Origin of the sequence: Shewanella sp. HL-SH4 (assembly GCF_051164845.1) — a bacterium.
Taxonomy (GTDB): domain Bacteria; phylum Pseudomonadota; class Gammaproteobacteria; order Enterobacterales; family Shewanellaceae; genus Shewanella; species Shewanella glacialimarina.
Genome location: NZ_CP195037.1, coordinates 2,883,901 through 2,903,484 on the forward strand (window position 1 = coordinate 2,883,901; position 19,584 = coordinate 2,903,484).

Genomic DNA, 19,584 nt, shown 5'->3' on the forward strand with positions numbered 1-19,584 from the left:
TATTTTTTCGTTTTGATAGCATTTTGCGTTTCCGGACAATAACCGGTTTTAGCTGTTTTGTGAAAGTTATAAATAATATTGTAAAACAATGACTTGTGCTAGTATGAATACTAGTGGCACTCATTGCTAATGAGTGCTCGCTTAGTATGCTACTTTATTTCTACCCGTTGCTTTAGCTTTGTAAAGTGCTTCATCAGCACTTGCAAGCAAGCTGTTGAGTGAGTTAGGTAAGCTGTCATTACTGGCGGCTATTCCTACACTAATGGTGATGTTGAATTGATGTTTATCTAAGCTAATCTCCATTGCTTCAACTTTTTTGCGTAGATTTTCGGCAATTACAAGTGCTTGTTTAAGATTAGTTTTCGGTAATATTATGATGAATTCTTCGCCGCCATAACGCCCGATAATGTTACTTTCATCAAGTATATTGGTACATAAAGCCGCAAATTTTTGCAAAACATGGTCGCCAGCAAGATGGCCCAAACTGTCATTGACGTTTTTAAATAAATCGAGATCTATGATTAATAATGAGAATGAATGATTTTCTTGTCGGCAACTGAGTAATGCCTGCTTACCCAAAAGAATGCACTGACGTCGATTTAATAAGCCTGTTAGCATATCGGTTGATGCTAACTCTAATAGTTCTTCTTCGTACATTTTTCGTTCTGTTAGGTCAAGTCCAATCCCTTGATAACCGAGTGGCTGGCCATCATCTGAAAGAATTAATCTGTCGGTCCATTGAAACCATTTTCTGTTTCCAACACTGTCAGTACCACTGTGTTCATGCGCCAAAATTGGGTTTTCAACTGTAATACTGGCTAGGTGATTTTTAGCTCTGTCGATATTTTCAGCATCCATAACATCATAGATACTCATACCTATAATATCATCCGCTTTTGCGCCAAAATAACTGCATACTGCCGCATTGGCTAGGGTGACTATACCTTCTGTGGTGTAGCGATATATCAAGGCAGGCATATCATCTACAACTGCACGGTAAAAGGCTTGTTCATTTTTTAGATCTTTTTCAATTTGCTGTTTTGATTTAGCAACAACAATAAATATCAGCATTTCAAGTAGGTTGCTGTGATGATCAAATACAGGTGAATAACGCAAAGATAATGTCATATCAATTTGGTTATTGATTAATTTTAACTGTGATGTTTGATCAGACTGGGTTTGATTAGCTTGCAACCAGGGGGTGCCTTGTGGCGAGGCTTGAAGCGGGCCTATGATATCAAGCCATTGTTTTCCACATAGGTGACTTTCGCCAAGTGGTTGTTTGATTGGTTTTACTGGTAAGAATAAGAGCAATAACGCTTCAATTACATCATCAATGGCGACGATAGCAAAATTTCTATCAAGTCTTATAACACCCGTTTGTGGTGTTTCAATTAATTTATTGATGTTAATTTGCTTGTTTTGTGGTGGTGTTGCCATGATTAACCTTACAAGAGTTGCAATGCAATGAAGCAAGCATAAACTTTTTGTGTTAGATGAAATTGCAACTACTTTACAAATAGCGTGTGCAAATGTGACCTGCCATGATGAACATAATCATGCCGCTTTATATGTCTGAAAGTGTATTGGTTCTATTTATTAAACACAACCGACTAATTCCTTCGTGTTACTCTATTCTTTGAACATCTAAGATGCTTTTAATCAGTTTATTGTTGTCTGATTGTGTAGATGGCTATGATGAGATTAATTTTTAGCAGCTTTTTTATTTAATCGGTTATTTTTAAATACTATGACAGCGCTTTCTCTCGCTATTGAGTATTATTTTGACTAATCTTTAAGCATAAATCGGTAAAGGAGTAATACCATGAAAGTATGCGATATCATGACCCCAAATCCTGTTTGTATTTCGAATGAGGCCAGCCTTAAAGATGCCCATGAGCTGATGCAAAGTCGTAATGTTCGCCATCTGCCAGTGATTTCTGAAACGAATGGCCAATTTATAGGGATGCTGACACACAAAAGGATGATTGCCAGTGTGTTAACCATGCTTAATAAATATGGCCAAGGCGCGTTAGATAGAAAAGAGCGTTATACCCCGATTGCAGATGTAATGGAAAATCATCCAGAAAAGTTAGGCCTAGATGAACCGCTAACAGTGGTGGTGCAATATTTTATTGATAACAAGTTAGGCTGCTTACCTGTGGTTGATAATCAAAACAAGGTGCTAGGTATTGTTACCTCGTCGGATTTTGTTAAATTGTGCCAGCGGCTATTGTTGACGCAAAAGTAAGTTAACTATTTTTTATTTGTTTGATTCTATTAAAGAAGCCCGAAGTTTTCACTTCGGGCTTCTTGTTTAGTACTGAACTGTTTGTTTAAAACTGAGCCGTTTTTTTAAAACTAAGCTTCAGGTTTAACCTATTACAAGGTATAACGAATACCTATGGCGATACCATCTTCTTCTGATAGCGACATTCTGGCTTCTTGTTCTTGATCGGCGCTAGTAAAGTCACTGAAATCTTTGCGACCTTCAACATATAACACTGTGTTGGTATCCCATACATAGTGTAAACCCATTACCACGAACTGGCGCTTAAACACGTCGTTTGGATCGGCGTTAAAGTTAGGTTGAATAACATAGTCACTACCAGCATTTAAAATATTATACGATATGAATGGACGTAAACCGTTTTCAAACTTGTACGATAACAATGATTCGACACCGTAGGCGTCTTTGATTAAACGACCTATGTTATCGGTGTCATGATTTTCTTGTTTGTTATAGTTAGCCGCAGCATAAAGGCCATCATTGTCAAAGTTGCCCCAGGTGACACCTGCACCGTAAATAAGGTCGATAGCGGTTGTCTGTTCGCCATTGCCAAATTGAACATCAAACTCACCACGGTTAATACCTGCGGTAAATGTTAGCATGTCAGTTGCACTATAGGTTACAGAGCCGCCATAGGTGTAGTTAAAGTCAACTTGCTGGGCTGCTTTGTCACCATTTTGAAATAGCGCTTCACAATCAGCCTGGCTAATTTCTTCGCTTGTATCACAAGTATAGAAGCTGCTGTTTTTAAGCTGCGTTTGAACGGCAAAGCTGAAATCACCAAAAGCATTGCGATATTGAACGGTTTTGTCACCACGGCCAACACCGTTTACAGCGCCATCATCTTTGTTATAGGTGTATACGCCAGCGGCATTACCGTCCCAAACGAAACCGTAGTTAGTGTTATAAACCACATCGTACCAGGCACCCCATTGCTTACCTATGGTTAGCGTGCCGTAGTCGTCATGCTCAAGCCCGACATAACCTAAACGATTATAAAAGAACTCATCTTGGACAGATTCAAAACGGTTATTATAAACAATATCGCTGTTACCAACAGGGTTAACACCCCACTCTAATTTAGTAAAAGCACTCCAGCCGTGGGTTAATTGACGATCAAAGCCAAAGTTAATACGTGAGGCGCCATTAACCACTTCAGTTTCACCCTGAGTATTAATTATTCGGGCGTCAACAAAGCCGCCAATTTCGACAGCATTTTTATCATCTTTATAAATTTCTATAGCTGAAACAGTCGGGACAATAAACAGTGCTGAAAGCGCGGTAGCTAAAAGTGTGGTTTTCATTGGGTGATTAACCTTGTAATTTGAGGCGGCAAGCTGCACCTCGTGATTTTATGTCTTTGTTAGTTGGATTTGAGATTAGCAAAGGATGCACAATCCCTCCAAGACAAAAAACATGATTGCAGGCGATAAACATCACAATTTCTAACCCATTAACCGATGATAAACAGAATTGAATGCTATAAAAACACCATTGAAACACTGTGGGAACAATAGTTACATTGAAATAACATTGTTTTTTGTAGTGTAGGGATTCAGAAATATATGAGGTTAGATAATGACCTTATTATTCTTTGAATCACTAGGGTAATTAACTTTATGCTAGCTTAGGATTATTCGTGATCAAAATAAGTTGACCGTGTTGCTCAGTTTATCAGTCAAATAGTTGCGCTTATTGGGGTGATGTTTGCGCCAAGATTGTGGCTTTCATTGTGGCTTTTTGGCTAACGGGATTAAGTGATAATATGAAGATTTCCCCATCAGTGTCCAAATTGAGCTTTTAAATATCAACAGCCCCTAGAAATACCTTATTATTTAGCTAATAAAAAAGACCCTAAAAAGGGTCTTTTTTTGCACATAATGACTTTAACAATACCTTTTTAAAGTCATGATGTTAAGTTTAGAAGCGTTGTTTGAATGAAGCATACAAGTAGCGACCAGGAATACGGTACGACGGATCGTAAGTATTAGCAAAGGCTGAGTATGCTAGTGGTGGCTCTTTATCGAATAGGTTACGAATACCTACTGATACAGTGCTCTCCCATGGCGTATTCCAACCCGCTTGAGTATCAAAATAAACTGTTGGAGATAGTTCATTTTCTGGTGCAGATACTTCTGTGGCAACCACTTCAGTAGTACCTGGTTTAAAGGCATAACTGGTTTCCATATTGTCAGGATTACTACATAAACCAATTAGTTCAGGTTGGTTTAAACCATTTGCAACAGTAATAACGTTTGAACAGGTTTCGGTTTGCTTAGATAAAAACTGAGCCGTTACCGAAGCGAAGTAGTCATCATTATTCCAACCTAATGTTAGGTTCGATTTAACTCTGAACTCACTGCCGCCGCCTGATGCGCCAGGTGTTAACTTACCAACATAATTACCGTCTGAAATATTACCATCAACGTTAACTTCACCTTCTTGTGGTTTACCTATATCACCAGCATAATCAACATAAGTTGAGTCCCAGTTAACTTGCCATTCACCAATAGAAGTAGTGAACTGGTAGGTAACATTTAAGTCATAACCTTCGGTTTCAAGACCACCAACAAAGTTTTGAGATAATGCTAATAAGTTTGAAATTTCGCCTGGGTTGCCATTTTGCGTGCCAACCATATCACGGCTAATTAAACCACAATATTGGGTGATACCTTGGATGTAACAACGGTCAGCAATAGATTGCGCCGTGTTAGTACCAATAGCGTTCTCAATTTGTACGTTATACCAATCTAACGTTAAGCCTAGGCCTTCAATTTGACTAGGGTTATACACAAAACCAAGAATTTTTGATGTTGATGTTTCTGGTTGTAGCTCTGGGTTACCACCTACTTTCGCACGGAATTGTGGATCTTTTTGCTTAAACGTAGGGCTTACGCCAGCGGCTAAACAGTTAGCACGCGTTTGCGCAGAGTTAGTATAAGCAACAGAGTCGATATCACATGGGTCGGTCGCCGATGGGCGAGACTCATTCTGACCACTGTATAGGTCTGTTAACGATGGCGCACGGAAACCGTCGCTAGTACTCGCGCGGAACATTAGGTCATCATTTGGTGAGTAGGTTAGTTTAAAGCTTGGGTTAGTTGTGTTACCAAAGTTTGAGTAATCTGATACACGTACCGCAGCATTAAACTCTACTTTTTTAACAAACGGTAGGTCTGCTAGAAGTGGAATAGCCGCTTCAGCGAATGCTTCTGATACCGAGAAACCACCTTCAGTTGGTTGTGAGGCATTGTCACCTAAAACTTGACCCGCAACCGTTAAAGGATCGGGCGAATCGTAACCCGCATGGCGTTGATATTCAACACCCGCAACCATAGCTAACATACCCGCAGGTAGCTCAACTATATCACCCCCAAGGCTGGCACCGTAGTTGTGTAATGATTGTGACGCTAAGTTGCGAGGTGATACAGAAATATATTTAAGCATTTCAGGTGTGACACCTTCTGGACCACCAAAAATATTTAATGGCACACATGCAGCATCACCATTACAGGTTGCTACACCGTTTGTAATGCTTGACGCACCTAATGCTTTGTTAACCTTGTTAGTATCAAAGAAACCATTTTTTAAGAATACAGAACTAGTTTCAGAGAATGCGGCAAATGCATCCCAGTAAAAAGAACGATCTGCTAGCTCAAAATCACCCTCAAGTCCACCACTTACGCGCCATGTATCTACATCTGCAGCAAATGAGCGAGGTGCAACGATAGGGCGGAATGTCGCACCAACAATATCTTGCTCAAATGGGTTATAAGTCGAATCTTTAGAAATCGCTAAACGGCTCATTGGCTGTGCAGCTAATTGCGCTTCAGAACTTCTTTTTGAGTACATTACATCTGCTTTAGCGGTTATATCATCACTTAACAGATGTGCTGCTTGTAAGTATAAGCTGGTTGTTTCAGAAGGCTGTTGCACATAGTTTACTGGCGCAAAGTTATAACCATCACTTAAACGGTCATATAGTCTAAAGTCACCTACGCTGGTACAGTCTTGGTTAGCAACACAACCCTGTTTGTTTGGGTCTAAGGTATATGAACCTTTAACACCATCAACAGTGGCGGTATATTGTCCATAAGGTGTTGTTGGACTTGCACGGCCACCAGAACCAGAAATATTAGCTGGAAGGTTATAAATAGGCACAGAAGAAATGTCGCGTTCGCCACCCAAAATTTCTTGCTGTTGAGTGTAAGCTACGTTCATTAAAATAGAGGTCTTTTCACCTTGACTACCCAAGGTAATAGAAGCCGTTTCTTGCTGGCCACCGCCTTGCTCGTAGCCGCCGATTGTGCCGGCAAATTCAGCGCCTTCAAAGTCATTACGAGTAATAACGTTAACCACACCACAGATTGCGTCCGTACCGTAGTTTGCTGCTGCGCCGTCTTTTAATATCTCAATACGCTCAACCGCAGCTAATGGAATTGTTGATACGTCAACGTTACCACCTAATTGCGGGATCCAACGACGGCCATTAATTAACACGAGTGTTCTTGCTGAACCACAGTTACGTAAGCTAACCGTTGCTGCGCCACCTGTGTTGCCGTTGTTGGTTTGTAAACCTAGTGATGCGCCGTTAGTCGACACTTCTTTTAGTAGGTTAGATAGACTACTTAAACCAGAACGGTCAATATCTTCACGACTGATATTTAACAATGGTTGTGCGGTTTCTAAATCGGTACGTTTGATACGAGAACCAGTCACAGCGATACGTTCTACTTTATTATTTGCGCCTTCTGTAACCTCTGCGGCATACACTATGCCCGAAGAAGAAACAGTTACACCAAGTAGTGCCATTTTAATTGCTAGCACCATTTGTGTTTTTTTCATGTGGTAATACTCCCTGATAACCATTTTTATTTTTGTTGTTTGTTGGGTCCAATGCACTTTCAATTGGCTTGTGCAGAGCATCTGTTAACGGAGTGTGACAAACAACAATCAAAAGGTGATTTTTTGGTGATTTTTGGTGATTAGATTGTGATATATGGTGATTTTTGTTATTGATTTGCTATTATCGCCGCCATTGTTAATTATCTAAAAAAAAAGCGAGCACGCGGCTCGCTTGAAAATATCCAGGTACAACAATAAAGATGGAACAGGTCAATTATTTTGTTTATCCATTGTTGACATGCGAGAGTAACAAATACGTAAACGAATATAATGAGTGAAAAGTGATTTATTACTGATTTCATATGATTTAACAAAGGATTGTTATTGCACTGGGTGGCGACGGAATGGATATGCTCTTAGCAAATAAAAATTATAAAATAAATAGCTTAACGTTAGATTTTTCAACACAAACTCTCGCTTTACATGCGGATAAATTTGTCCAACTTAAGCCTCAATCATTTCAGTTACTGTACTATTTTTGCCGTAGTCATCATAAAATTGTCAATAGAGAAGAATTGATAACTCATGTGTGGCAGAGCAGAATTGTCAGTGATAATGCCATTAATAGAGCGGTATCACAGTTACGTGCAGTTATTGCGCAGTTAGATCCAAACATTGAATACATACAAACATTACCTCGTACAGGTTATCGCCTGTGTGTGAAGGTTGTTGAAGCAGACAATCTAATCGCGTTCGAAAGTGCACCAGATAAAACATCAGAAAACACTGTGCTTTCTCCTTTGGTAGCGATATCAAATCTTAAAGCCATATCAAACCCAACAGCTATATCAAATTCAATATCCATACCAAATCCGACAGCTATATCAAACCCAACAGCTATATCAAATTCAACATCGGTTAGTATAGACAGTGAGCAAGCTGATAATCCATCCAACACAAAAAAACGTTTTATCACAAGCTTAATGTTACTGCTACTCGTTATAGGATCAATAACAGTATTATCTGCATCATCAATTTCAACATGGTTAAAGGGTAAAACTCAGCAATTAACTAGTGAGGCATATACTTACCTACCAGGTGCTGAATATGACACCAGTACATCGCGAGATTGGGTTGTTTATATCAATAGAGATGGGCCTGAATATACTGTCATTGCCAATAATAAGCATAACGAAAAACAAGCTGTTTTACATAAAAGTGCAGACACTATTCGTTTTCCTAAATTGTCGCCTAATCTAGAATACATGAGTGTTTTTTTGCGTAAAAATGAACGTTTAAACTTGAGAGGGTGCCAACTTAATGTGTTTGATTTTCATTCTTTAGCCCTGCTAAAACAGTATCCATGCGGCTTGGGCAATGTGGTTAATCAACGTTGGATCAATAGCTCCACAATACAAATTGTGACTGCGACAGAAGACCAAGGCATTAGTACCATGACTATTGATGTTAATTTACCTCAACAACCACCTAGTGTCAGTCGAGCATTTTCTGATGTGCACTTAAAATTTATTAGCATTCAATTTTCACCTAGCGGTGATGAAATAGCGCTGCTGAGTCGTAATTTAATCAACAACCAAACGCAGTTAAATGTGTTTTCTAATTCATCATTAATCGCTCAACGCAGTATCATACTTCCTGGTGTAAACATTAATGCCGTACTTTGGTTAGATAATGGTAACTTTATGTGGTTAGAATCTGGGCAGTTATTTACCACTGATTCAACAGGTATGGCTCGAACAGAAGTCGTAACCGACATAAAGGACATTACATTACTCAATGCTGTAGATGGCGATAATATTTATGTTAGTCATGGTCAAACTCGCACTAATTTGATCAAGGTTGCAAGTGATGGTAATGAGCAGCCGGTGGCAATATCATCGCGAGACGAATTTATGCCTGTTTTTTCTCATCATTCTGAACAGTTTATTTTTTTTAGTAATAGAACTGGAAGCAATGAAGTCTGGTTAAGTCGTAATGATAGTTCGATTAGCAAAATACCATTGCCAGGACACGAACTATTAATAAAGCCAATACAATGGTCACCTGATGATTCACATATTGTGATGACGACCAAGCGCGCTATTGTAATTTATTCATTTGATGATGCTAATTTAACCGAAATCGATATACTTAACTCACAACAAATCGGATGGGTAAATAATACCGAGTTAGCGGTTTTAAAAGGCCAAAATAATAATGAATTGACCTTTTATAATCTGAGTAATCATACTCAGAATGAAGTTGTCTTGCCCGCCTCTATTGCCCACTTTCAAATAGTGGATGAAAAATTATATTTCAGTCAGCATAACAGCAGCGACATCGGCGTATACAACTTAGCTACCCACAAAATTGACTATTTAGGCGTTGAGGCCAACAGCGGCCAAGGAATGTGGCAAATAGAAAATGAGTTTCTTTATTACATGCCTATCAGTCAGGATAAATTGCATATAGAGAAATTGAATCTGAAAATCGGGATTAAGCAGCCTGTATATTATTTTAACATTACAGATGCACCTATTTTCTCGATTTCATCGTCACTCAATATTTTAATACAGCGGCAGATACGCGATGAATCCGATGTCAGTAAAATCTGGATGCACTGAAAAATAGTACCGTCGATTTTAACTGAATTTTATATCTGAATGGTTTATTGATGAGTTGTATCTGCTTTCAAGAGATATTATAGAGGGCATATTTTTGATGAATATCACCTCAAGTGGTAATTTTTTAAACCATTTTTTATAATTTTTCGTACTTATACTGAATTGTTTATTATGCCAATAATGAAGTTAGAAAGGACTAAACATGATCATAGCTTGTCCCCATTGCGATACTTTAAATCGCGTGCCACAGGATCGCCTTGAACAACAACCTACTTGCGGTAAGTGTAAGCAAAGCCTATTTGTGGGCGAGCCGATAGCGCTTACTGCGGCTAACTTTAGCTACCATGCGAACAAATCAGAATTGCCATTAGTGGTCGATTTTTGGGCCAGTTGGTGCGGTCCTTGTAAAAGCTTTGCCCCAGTATTTACTCAAGCAGCTAAAACATGGGAGCCCACATTTCGCTTTGGTAAACTTAACACAGAAGAGCAGCAAGCATTATCGGCTCAATTCAATATCCGATCTATCCCAACCTTAATGGTATTTAAGCAAGGCAAAATAATTGCACAGCAATCAGGTGCCATGCCAGCATCATCATTCAACCAATGGCTAGAGTCAGTAAAATAGCCTTTTAGGTTTTTGATAGGCCAATATTGAGATAATCATAAACGCGACAATAAGATGTCGCGTTTTGTTATGGCGAATCTAGTTCAGGTTAGTCATTCTCGCTGTGGCCGTAACTTAATACTCGGGTAATTTGCCACTTATCGTTAACCTTGTGCCAAACCATCACAAACTTAGCTTTACCTTCACATTCATTCGTCTTACTTTGACAAAAAATATGCCCCCCTTCAGTGATGGCGCCAAAGTCCTTAATCGAATGTACGTTGAAAGTTCCCTCAACCAGTTTTCGGCTGTAATGACCACATGCATTATTTTTGGTGTTGGCTATCATGCTGTCACGATCCCAAGTTACCCCGCCATTATCGTGATAGAACTCAACATCAGATGCAAAAAAACTAGCATGTTTTTCCAGCTCATCCGGACTTTGACAACGATTAAATGATTCAAATACCTCTGTATCTAAGGCTTTCATTTTGTCCGTAAGTATTAGGTCATCAGCAACTGCTGTCATTGAGAAAAATACTAATAAAACTAGGGCGATCTTGGTCATTTTATTCTATTCCTAGAGTCGTGAGCAACAGGGTGCATGATAACTCCTTGATCAAACAAGTTGAGCTTTCATTAATATAGTACAGATGTAGACATAGTATAAATATCGTTATTTACCATCATCTTAAGCCACTATAGATTTACATCGATAAACCGTCTTATTTGTTAGATATGCCGCTGTTCGGTCAAGTCGCTTGCTGAAAGCCAGGTCTATTCATGGCATAAATGCTTCTCTACCAGGATGTTAGTTAATGATTTTAATACAGAATAATATTAGAAGGTTCACGTTAAGTAATCTTGACTATAGTCATAACGCTTGCAAGTCATTGTGAGCAATATGCAGGCTATGCATATGAAGAGGCTGGTTACTACCTAAGGGCAATCAGTGATAATTTATATAAAGGAATATAGTATGAATAGATTCTCTAAAAGGAATATAAGCTCATTAGTCAGTAGCTTAGTGTTGTGCGTATCGGGCACCAGTATTGCCCAAGCTAACCAAGCAGCATATGAAAAAACAGGGTCAGTGGCTATGGCGGATATAGCCAAGAGTAAACTAACTGCTCCTGCTGGATTTAATTGCAGTGCAGATGCCAGCTGGTTTACAACACCAAGCTTGCCTGCGGAAGTGAAACAAAGTAATGGTCCTGGGGACAGTTCTTTTTGCGACTTTTATCAGTTTTCCTGGCAAACCTTTAGTTACTTAATGGCGAAGTCACAAACGAATCCAGATGTGCTCAACTTTCAAGATACCAGTCAATTTAATGAACTTGAAGTGAATACTGATGGCACCCCAGCCAACTCCTGTGATGATAAGCATGACTCACATGTATTGTTTATTCGCTCAACAAAACCACAAGAAAACGGCACCACTTTTACGATCCCTGAGCGTATAGGCCAAGCTGGTGGAGGCGCGACTATTTACGATCAAAATGAAAATGTGGTCTATTATGATGTTCGTTTTAGTAAAAACATGTGTGATGTAAAGGCTATACAGCAAAAGCAGAATTTTCCTGGTGGAACCACTGAGCTTAAAACCGCCTGGAAAGTGCTTGGCGCTAATGATGACCCAAGTAAATTCATCACTATGGATGCCAACATTACGCCGGTTAAAGCAGACCAAAAGGACAGCAAAACCACTCAGCTGGGTATGGTGGGCTTTCATATCGCTGTCGCGACCCCTAATCACCCTGAGTTTATTTGGGCCACCTTTGAGCATAAACAAAACTCGCCAGACTGTACCTTGCCCGAGTCGACCACTGATTGGTCTTTTGCAAGTCAAGCCTGTACGGCTAGCTTAAAAGATAACAAGGCAAATTGTGATTTTAATAACCCAACTAAACAAACGGACATCACTGGCGCAGCAACAGAAATTTGTCGTATGTATCCTTATGGTTCGTCACTTGGGGATGCAAATTTTGATGAAAATACCGGTTCGATTAAAACCCTTAATGCTAATGTGCAGCCTTATTTAACGGGTGATTTTAAAGTATTGGCAAACTACTTTAATGTGGGGGCTTTGTGGGTCAGTGATATTACTGAGGGCTCTTATATTACCCCTGAAAATGGTCAGCCAGTGTCGCAGATTGGTAATCAAAGAGGGTCACTAAGACTCGCTAATACTGTGGCTGAAACTGAATATCAAGATGTAAATACCGCAGCTATAAATCTTAATCCAGATCAAAAAAATCTAGCATCTGCATCATCGCCTTCAGCAGGTTTTGTGTCTAATTGTTTTGGTTGTCATAATTATACCGGTACGGCAAGCACTTCAAGTAATACTACATCTAACAGTTTAAGTCATATTTTCGATGATATCGCAGTGGGCTCGAATCAGTGTCTGGATGTGCAAGCATCTAATACTATTAATAGTCAGGTACAGGCTAAGGCAGACTGCCCCAGTACCTGTACTAACTCTTCTTCGAAACTTAAGTGGAATGGTCAATGGACAAATCAAAGTGCCAGTACTGGTGCGCAATTACCGCAAACCGTTTGTGGTTGTTGTAATAAATAATGTTGATGACGATAAAACAGTTAGTTCTATCACTAACTGTTTTTATTTCATGTTCGTCGCTTTAGCGATTATAGACATAAAGATTTATTGTCGTGCCCATCACTCTTGATAAGCAACCCTATTTCTACCTAAGTGTTTAGCTTCATAGAGCTGTGCATCTGCTTGTGATAGCGCACTAGATAGCGTCATTTCTGCTTCAAATTTGGCTATGCCTATACTTAAGGTTATGGGCAATACCTGATCTTCAAATTTGAATTTATGTTGACTAATTTTTAGCCGAATAGATTCCGCTAACGCTAATGCTTCGGCTAATTCTTCAGCTTCAACTATGACACAAAACTCTTCGCCACCTATTCTAAAAGTACAGTGATGATTGGCGATAAGACGAATTTGGGAGGCACATTCTTTAAGGATAATATCCCCAGCTTCATGGCCATAGTTGTCATTTATTTCTTTAAAGTAATCAAGGTCTAATAACAAGATAAACATTGAAGTATTAGATTTTTCTGACATTTCTTGGAACTGTTTTGATAAACCCAAACGGTTATAGCTTTGGGTAAGAGGGTCAAGCAAGGCTAACTCTTGTAACTCTCTTTCTGAGTTCTCTCTGTTCGTTTCATATACATAAGATACGATCCACACAATAAGATAACTGCATACAAAGTTAATTAGCATAGATGGGAAAATCACTTCCGACTTTACGCTGATATCGAACACTGAAAACAGCAGCAAAATACTGGTAGGAATAGCGGCTGTTTTTTTACCCAGTATAAGAAAGTACAGCAAAGGGATAACCAGCGCCCAGCAAAACCGAAAGCTGTTTAAGTCTGCGATATAAACAGCAAAAATAATCAATGCTGTAAGGCTATAAACGTATAGATGCACTTGCCAAAGTTGATGGCGTTCATTTAAAGCACGATGCATTACTACAAGAGATAGCAAAGAGTACATTAGCTGAAAAGCCGCTAACACTGGATTGCTGGCTTCTCTAAATAAGTTAAATAGACCTAAAAATAAACCAATGACACTCAATACACAGCAGGTGCCTATTAACACTTTTTTTCTAAGCCGATAGGTTTTATCCAACTTTATTATATGCATAACGTATCCATGTCAAATTAGTCGTTTTTATATTATTGCATCATAGCTTTTATTTGAAAAACTGAGTGAATAAACTTAAAAAAACATGCCTAAAAACCAATTATTTTATTTGGTAATCAATTGATTTTAATTTACATTTATTAGTCTATGGGCCAGCTGTTGTGGCTAGCACTTATCGAACACGCTACTCCAGTGACGCGACAATTTCCCGGAAAAAGGCAATAGTTTCATGCTTAGAGATTAAGCTGTCTTGAAAGCCTAAATCTGCGCTATTTTTGACGATGACGACATTGTGTTGCTGATTGATGTAAATATATTGGCCGTAGACCCCGACACAAAAAAACTCACCCGCTTCAGCGCCGGGTGGCAACCAAATTTGGTAACCGTAACCGAGTTTATCTGCTTGTGGTTGTAGATAGTCAGCCTGTGCTGTTGTGGCGGCTTTTATCCAATCTTGTGAAATAATCTGTTGCCCCTTGTATACGCCATTATTGAGCAATAAACGGCCAAAGCGGGCATAGTCGCGGGTTGTTAAATTCAAGCCACCTAATGCGAAAGCAGAACCTTGGGAGTCTGTTAGCCAGTAGGCATCGCTTTGCATGCCTATTTTGTCCCACATAGTGGTTTGTAAAAGCTCGACTAATGATTTACCTGAAACTCGTCTTGTAATCATGCCAATAACATGGGTATCCATGCTGACATAACGAAACACTTTACCTGGAGGGGACTGATTAACCAGCTCACTAGTCATTTTATCTAACGAACCACCAATGGCCAGCACACGACCCATTTTATTAATGTCAGAATAGAAGTCTTGGTAATCTTCATTCCACTTAACCCCGGATGACATTTGTAAAACGTGTTTTACTTTCACATTGGCATAACCAGAACTTGCTAGTTCCGGTAGATAAAAATCGACGCTTTTTTCAATATCAATTTTGCCTGCATCAACCTGCATACCGAATAGTATCGATACAAATGATTTCGCCATTGACCAGGAGATGCGTTTGTCATCACTTTGGGTGCCTAAAAAATATTGTTCAAAGGTAATGTTGTCGTCTTTAAGCACCAGCAATGCCGTTGTTGCCCGGCGCGTGAGAAACTCGTTTGAGTGGGTTGTTTGGTTTCGATAGTTAAATGTCTCTGGTAAAGGCGTTAAGTTAACGCCAAAGGCAGAAGGCTCGCCATGTTGGTTAATTTTCTGGTTAAAAAAGATATCGTTCATGTGTGAAAAATTATCGACGATTAAGGCATCATCAAATAGGGTGATCACGCTGTACAAGCGATTAACGCTTTGCCAATTAAATCCAACAATAATGATGATAACAACAAGAATGCTTAAAACAGCACCTTTGATGAACTTTAACAAAGACGACATTGATGACCCCAAATGGATTAAATTTATTTACTGACAATAACTTACCGTCATGCGAAACATAAATCAAATGGTTAGCTGTGAGAGAAGCGTTAACCACTATTGTGTGCATAGCGGGCGCTATTATCAGGTTTATTTCTTGTGCTTTTTAAGCTCGTCCACCATATCAACAACCATTTGGCCAATCAGCTCAGGGTTTTGTTGTAGATTTTCTTCAAGCAATTCTTGCTCTTCTTGGTTATTGACGGTTTTGAATGAGAAATACACCGTAAAAATTAGCCAGAACAATAAGTTGCCCCCGAAACTAGGCCAGAAGCCGACAAGGAACCAACCTATTATGGTGAAAATGATCAAGCCGGAAACAGCGGTGAAAATAGTCAGTAATATTGTGTTACCTGACACTTCATCGGGATCGTAATTACCTGATACTCGTTCAAAAAATTCAGTGAGAACCTTTCCGTTTTCAGCGTCTAATAGAATACATTCAGCACATTGATCTTCACTGGGTAGAACAGAGAAATGCAGGTTAAAGTGTTCGCTAAAGAGGGCATTGGTAAAAGTAAAAAACTCAGCTTCAACCCAGTCAGATTTTTGTGACCACGCGCCTGTTAAGACTTTGCCATCAACCGTGCATGAAATGGTGGCTTGATTGTCAATGTAACTAGACCGTATGTCGGATACTTTATCGCTTAGCTTGGCGTTCTCAACAAACATCGCCAGCAGACCTGCATAATCATCATCGTTTTCAATGCATTCACAGTCAAACATCACAATACGATCAGCATGTGCTCTAATGTGCTCGGCCACTTCGTTTGGTTCAATGTCTTCATCGACATCTTCACTTACCCAATTGCTTTCTTTTAAAACAGGTAGGATTGTTTCCAATAGCTTTTCTGTTTTGCTGTCCATCATTCCTTCAACGACAGTACCAATAAAATGACTTATAAATATCATCATCATCCTTAATTAAAATACAGTTAAAACAAAGGTATAAAATAGTCTGTAGTTTACCTGCGGCCTTGCCTTAATCCAACCTCATGTTTGTCTGTTGGAGCGAACAATTTTTAATAAACTAAGTGTAGCGCTATTCGGATCTGGGACTGTTTCGGGTCAAGTTAAATTTGGCTGAAGAAATTCATTGTAAATTTAGTGGATTTAACATCAGCTATTGTACTTCTGGCGACGGTGTTAAATTCGCTTAAAGTCTTTATCTAACATGTTACTCAGCAGTAGTTTTCCCGCAGGGTTAACCCTAAACTCGCCATATTTGGCTTTAGCAAACTCTTCTGCTCGGCCCTCTTCAAAGAAAAAAGCATTACTGGCGAGTTTTACTCTGCCGCTTCTCACCCGATATTGAATTAACTGTTGATTTGGCTGTAAGGTTTGACCTTGGTAAAGGGCTTCAAATTGGGCAAGTTGATGTTGTGCTAGGGTAACGATAAACAAACCATCATGGTTTTCTAGGTCATTTGCTTGGTTAATTTGGTTGGTTATTTGGTAGTTGAGTGCCATATAGTCGCCCTGCATTAACGAGCGAGGGTCGACTGGCGCAAGTTCAAATACCACAATATCTCCGTTTGCAAGCTGCTGTTCTTGCTGATAAATGCTGAAGTTTACTAGTGCCAATATGGCTAAAGCACTGAGTGTCACCCCAATCGCGCTTTTACTTAAGGTCATGGCGTAGCTCCTTGTTTGCGATTGTTTTGCCAATCGATAAAGCCATCGTCAAGCGGATCAGCAATAACACCACACCACTGGCCATTAACCATAATGATTTGTCGAATAAGTTAATGTGCAGCGAGTAGTAATATAGGCCGATAAAGCTAACTAATGCGCAGATGGCAAGTGCAAGGAGTTTGAGTTCATTGTAGAAGTAACCTAATAACAGCATCAATAACGCTGTACTTATCCCCGCCATGGGAATGGATAATAAACTGATTAATATTGCGCTTAAGATGGCGATAAATTTAACTCGGCTAAGCTGTGCTGTGTTTGTTAGCTCAATAGGCTGGGTGCTTAACTGATTAAATACTTGGTGGATTAACCACAGTGCAGATAACAGTACCATAGCAACAGCAAGGTATTGACTAAAGCGGGCGTCAAATGCCATCAGTACTTCGGGAAGGTCGATCCATCGGCCCATATCTGACAAGGCAAAGTTAGCAAACAGTAAATTAAGGCTCAGGGCGTAACCTAATACGCGCAGACGTTGATAACACTGTGGCCATCGATAAAGCTGCGACCACACTAGCATTAAACTGACAATTAACAGCGGCAGAATAAGTTGGCTGAGTTGGTAAATTGCCAATATCGCTAGCACGCTGGGTACCATTGCTATGGCAGCGATAAATTGGTTGGCCTTGTGCGGAATAAGCCACCAATGTAAGGCAAAAACCAGAGCATACATTAACGCTATGATGCCATCATCAGTATGTTTTAGCGCGTCGTAAATTCCCCAAAGTAGCATAAGTTGGCCAGATATACTGAAGGCGAATACCATTTGCAGCACAAACTCTTGATTACTTTTACCCACGCGATAATAGGTTACACAGCCAAGTGTAATGAGTATACCCATCACCAGTATCGACAGTTCCTTGTCGCCGACAGAGGCAATACTCGCTAATACAAATGCCAATATAAACAAGGCTGCTATCCAACCGCCAATAATTTGGGCACCTATAATATACCAGGGACTTGATAACGGAGTATCAGGTGCTATGTCGTTGCCAACCAGTCCCTGATTAAATAGTGATTGCCATAATTGTGCTTGCGACCCTTGGGCTGGGCTATTTGTTGGCTTACTCATCGCTGGCATCCTTATGACTAAGTTGGGCTTTTGCGGTGAACTCTGTTTGTATTTGCTTTAGCCAATATAAGCAGCCGCTGGTGAGACCGACAATGATCATGGCAATCAATAAGAAGATCCCGATGGGATCATGACTTTCAAATAAGCCCCTTGATAGTAGTGACACTATGGTCGCGCAGAGGCTGGTAAATACTAAGGTGAGTGGGTAAAGCGCAGGCGAACGGTAACGATACCAGCCAAAAATAGCGGCCATTATCGTTAAATACAGTAACCAGTAGTAACCCAAGTTGACGGTGGATTTGAAATCAAAAATAACCCAAATCATCAGCCAAGTTAAGCTGACAATACTTGCTAATAAGCTGGTGGCCTCAACTGCTGGGCACTGAAAACGTAACTGAGCTTGCCATGTTAGCTTGCGAGCAAGGGTAAATAGTAGGTGAATAGATAAATTAACTAAGCCAAAAATGGCAATAATTTGAATATCTTCCAGTAATAGCCCAAACACATGTGAGAATGAATCAAAGTAAATGCCCAAGCTTACGTTCAACAACACCGCAACAAGTAGCCACAACAGATCAAACCCTGCGATAACAGCAAAGGGTAAAATGAACACAGCCCACAGGGCAAACAACTGCCAGGGATCAGCACCTGTTTGATAGGTTTGCCCGACTAATGCGAGTAGTGCGCCGACCATGATACTGGCACCTAATAACATGGCGTTGGGTAAGTTCCAGCCTGCGTTTAGCGCACTAAACTTAGGTGGTTTTGAGGTATTTGCCACACCATTAGCGAGATAAAACCCGCCAATAAAGACGACAAATAAGCTTTCAATAATCGCAAATTTAGTCAGGTTGGCTAACGCATCCCAATTAAATGCCATAAAAAATATTATTCCAGCCCCAAGCAATAAAATGCCAACAAACAGCACTAGATTAGCGATGAGTTGCAGCCAATTGTGTTCATTGGGATAAGGGTAGGCGACTAGCATGGCGGCGTTAAGATTGTTGGGGGCTATTTTACCCTCAGTAAACCATTGCCATATTTCTGAACGTTTTCTGATTATCATTCCTTTTCCTTGGAATTATGCCGCGGATGATTAACACTGTTTGACGATTTTTGGGTGACGCACTGTGGCCCATTCATGGTAGATATCACCTAAATATTGCTTGGCGAAACTCCTTGGTGATCTATGGTCATAATGAAAAACAATGGCCAATATAGCAATCATAATCATCTAAAAGTATGCCTATTTGATGGGACGTAGTGAGTTTTTGATTCAATGGATATATTTATGTCATAAAAAAAGCCAGTTTCCTGGCTTTTTATATTGTTAAATGGCGCTTACTTTATGCCGTTTG

14 protein-coding genes are annotated in these 19,584 nt (G+C 39.7%); 4 read left to right on the forward strand and 10 right to left on the reverse strand.

The features are described from left to right. Positions 1 to 141 precede the first annotated feature (141 nt). On the reverse strand, positions 142 to 1,440 hold the full coding sequence (locus ACRWQL_RS13605; RefSeq protein WP_434950516.1) for a sensor domain-containing diguanylate cyclase: 1,299 nt from the start codon (positions 1,438 to 1,440) through the stop codon (positions 142 to 144). A 385-nt stretch (positions 1,441 to 1,825) separates the two neighbouring features. Here ACRWQL_RS13605 and ACRWQL_RS13610 point away from each other — a divergent pair, with 385 nt between their 5' ends. Beyond that, the gene (locus ACRWQL_RS13610; protein ID WP_434939081.1) at positions 1,826 to 2,251 is read left to right on the forward strand and encodes a CBS domain-containing protein; all 426 of its coding nucleotides are present in this window, start codon (positions 1,826 to 1,828) and stop codon (positions 2,249 to 2,251) included. Between the two features lie 131 nt (positions 2,252 to 2,382). Here the strand turns inward: ACRWQL_RS13610 and ACRWQL_RS13615 are convergent, their stop codons facing one another. Further along, complete coding sequence (locus tag ACRWQL_RS13615) at positions 2,383 to 3,594, reverse strand: porin (protein WP_434950518.1); 1,212 nt, start codon at positions 3,592 to 3,594, stop codon at positions 2,383 to 2,385. Between the two features lie 616 nt (positions 3,595 to 4,210). Beyond that, the gene (locus ACRWQL_RS13620) at positions 4,211 to 7,135 is read right to left on the reverse strand and encodes a TonB-dependent receptor domain-containing protein (RefSeq protein WP_434950519.1); all 2,925 of its coding nucleotides are present in this window, start codon (positions 7,133 to 7,135) and stop codon (positions 4,211 to 4,213) included. Positions 7,136 to 7,539: 404 nt separating this feature from the next. Between ACRWQL_RS13620 and ACRWQL_RS13625 the strand changes: the two genes are divergently transcribed. Continuing rightward, the gene (locus ACRWQL_RS13625; RefSeq protein WP_434950521.1) at positions 7,540 to 9,759 is read left to right on the forward strand and encodes a winged helix-turn-helix domain-containing protein; all 2,220 of its coding nucleotides are present in this window, start codon (positions 7,540 to 7,542) and stop codon (positions 9,757 to 9,759) included. 202 nt (positions 9,760 to 9,961) lie between these two features. Next, positions 9,962 to 10,384 (forward strand): thioredoxin TrxC, encoded by a 423-nt coding sequence (trxC, locus tag ACRWQL_RS13630; RefSeq protein WP_434950523.1) that lies wholly within the window; start codon positions 9,962 to 9,964, stop codon positions 10,382 to 10,384. An 88-nt stretch (positions 10,385 to 10,472) separates the two neighbouring features. On the opposite strand, the gene ACRWQL_RS13635 is transcribed toward trxC, so the two are convergent. Next, positions 10,473 to 10,931, reverse strand: coding sequence for a nuclear transport factor 2 family protein (locus tag ACRWQL_RS13635; RefSeq protein ID WP_434950525.1), 459 nt, complete (start codon positions 10,929 to 10,931; stop codon positions 10,473 to 10,475). Positions 10,932 to 11,342: 411 nt separating this feature from the next. Here ACRWQL_RS13635 and ACRWQL_RS13640 point away from each other — a divergent pair, with 411 nt between their 5' ends. Continuing rightward, positions 11,343 to 12,944 (forward strand): mannan-binding protein, encoded by a 1,602-nt coding sequence (locus ACRWQL_RS13640; RefSeq protein ID WP_434950527.1) that lies wholly within the window; start codon positions 11,343 to 11,345, stop codon positions 12,942 to 12,944. Between the two features lie 99 nt (positions 12,945 to 13,043). Here the strand turns inward: ACRWQL_RS13640 and ACRWQL_RS13645 are convergent, their stop codons facing one another. The 6 genes from ACRWQL_RS13645 to ACRWQL_RS13670 all read right to left on the reverse strand — a co-directional run bounded on the left by ACRWQL_RS13645 (position 13,044) and on the right by ACRWQL_RS13670 (position 19,292). Further along, entirely contained in the window at positions 13,044 to 14,045 is a 1,002-nt protein-coding gene (locus ACRWQL_RS13645) for a GGDEF domain-containing protein (protein WP_434939071.1), read from the reverse strand. Positions 14,046 to 14,229: 184 nt separating this feature from the next. Continuing rightward, positions 14,230 to 15,423: a serine hydrolase domain-containing protein gene (locus ACRWQL_RS13650; protein WP_434950529.1), complete on the reverse strand. Its 1,194-nt coding sequence runs from the start codon at positions 15,421 to 15,423 to the stop codon at positions 14,230 to 14,232. A 129-nt stretch (positions 15,424 to 15,552) separates the two neighbouring features. Further along, positions 15,553 to 16,374 (reverse strand): hypothetical protein, encoded by an 822-nt coding sequence (locus tag ACRWQL_RS13655; protein ID WP_434950531.1) that lies wholly within the window; start codon positions 16,372 to 16,374, stop codon positions 15,553 to 15,555. Positions 16,375 to 16,608: 234 nt separating this feature from the next. Further along, positions 16,609 to 17,097: a GDYXXLXY domain-containing protein gene (locus tag ACRWQL_RS13660; RefSeq protein ID WP_434950532.1), complete on the reverse strand. Its 489-nt coding sequence runs from the start codon at positions 17,095 to 17,097 to the stop codon at positions 16,609 to 16,611. Continuing rightward, entirely contained in the window at positions 17,084 to 18,226 is a 1,143-nt protein-coding gene (locus ACRWQL_RS13665) for a DUF4401 domain-containing protein (RefSeq protein ID WP_434939063.1), read from the reverse strand. The genes ACRWQL_RS13660 and ACRWQL_RS13665 overlap by 14 nt, the downstream gene beginning before the upstream one ends. Next, the gene (locus ACRWQL_RS13670; protein WP_434950534.1) at positions 18,219 to 19,292 is read right to left on the reverse strand and encodes a DUF2157 domain-containing protein; all 1,074 of its coding nucleotides are present in this window, start codon (positions 19,290 to 19,292) and stop codon (positions 18,219 to 18,221) included. The genes ACRWQL_RS13665 and ACRWQL_RS13670 overlap by 8 nt, the downstream gene beginning before the upstream one ends. Between the last annotated feature and the right edge of the window lie 292 nt (positions 19,293 to 19,584).

Coding starts and splice junctions, on each gene's coding strand:
- ACRWQL_RS13605 (WP_434950516.1), bottom strand. CDS start 1,440: ATGGCAACACCACCACAAAACAAGCAAATTAACATCAATAAATTAATT.
- ACRWQL_RS13610 (WP_434939081.1), top strand. CDS start 1,826: ATGAAAGTATGCGATATCATGACCCCAAATCCTGTTTGTATTTCGAAT.
- ACRWQL_RS13615 (WP_434950518.1), bottom strand. CDS start 3,594: ATGAAAACCACACTTTTAGCTACCGCGCTTTCAGCACTGTTTATTGTC.
- ACRWQL_RS13620 (WP_434950519.1), bottom strand. CDS start 7,135: ATGAAAAAAACACAAATGGTGCTAGCAATTAAAATGGCACTACTTGGT.
- ACRWQL_RS13625 (WP_434950521.1), top strand. CDS start 7,540: ATGGATATGCTCTTAGCAAATAAAAATTATAAAATAAATAGCTTAACG.
- trxC (WP_434950523.1), top strand. CDS start 9,962: ATGATCATAGCTTGTCCCCATTGCGATACTTTAAATCGCGTGCCACAG.
- ACRWQL_RS13635 (WP_434950525.1), bottom strand. CDS start 10,931: ATGACCAAGATCGCCCTAGTTTTATTAGTATTTTTCTCAATGACAGCA.
- ACRWQL_RS13640 (WP_434950527.1), top strand. CDS start 11,343: ATGAATAGATTCTCTAAAAGGAATATAAGCTCATTAGTCAGTAGCTTA.
- ACRWQL_RS13645 (WP_434939071.1), bottom strand. CDS start 14,045: ATGCATATAATAAAGTTGGATAAAACCTATCGGCTTAGAAAAAAAGTG.
- ACRWQL_RS13650 (WP_434950529.1), bottom strand. CDS start 15,423: ATGTCGTCTTTGTTAAAGTTCATCAAAGGTGCTGTTTTAAGCATTCTT.
- ACRWQL_RS13655 (WP_434950531.1), bottom strand. CDS start 16,374: ATGATATTTATAAGTCATTTTATTGGTACTGTCGTTGAAGGAATGATG.
- ACRWQL_RS13660 (WP_434950532.1), bottom strand. CDS start 17,097: ATGACCTTAAGTAAAAGCGCGATTGGGGTGACACTCAGTGCTTTAGCC.
- ACRWQL_RS13665 (WP_434939063.1), bottom strand. CDS start 18,226: ATGAGTAAGCCAACAAATAGCCCAGCCCAAGGGTCGCAAGCACAATTA.
- ACRWQL_RS13670 (WP_434950534.1), bottom strand. CDS start 19,292: ATGATAATCAGAAAACGTTCAGAAATATGGCAATGGTTTACTGAGGGT.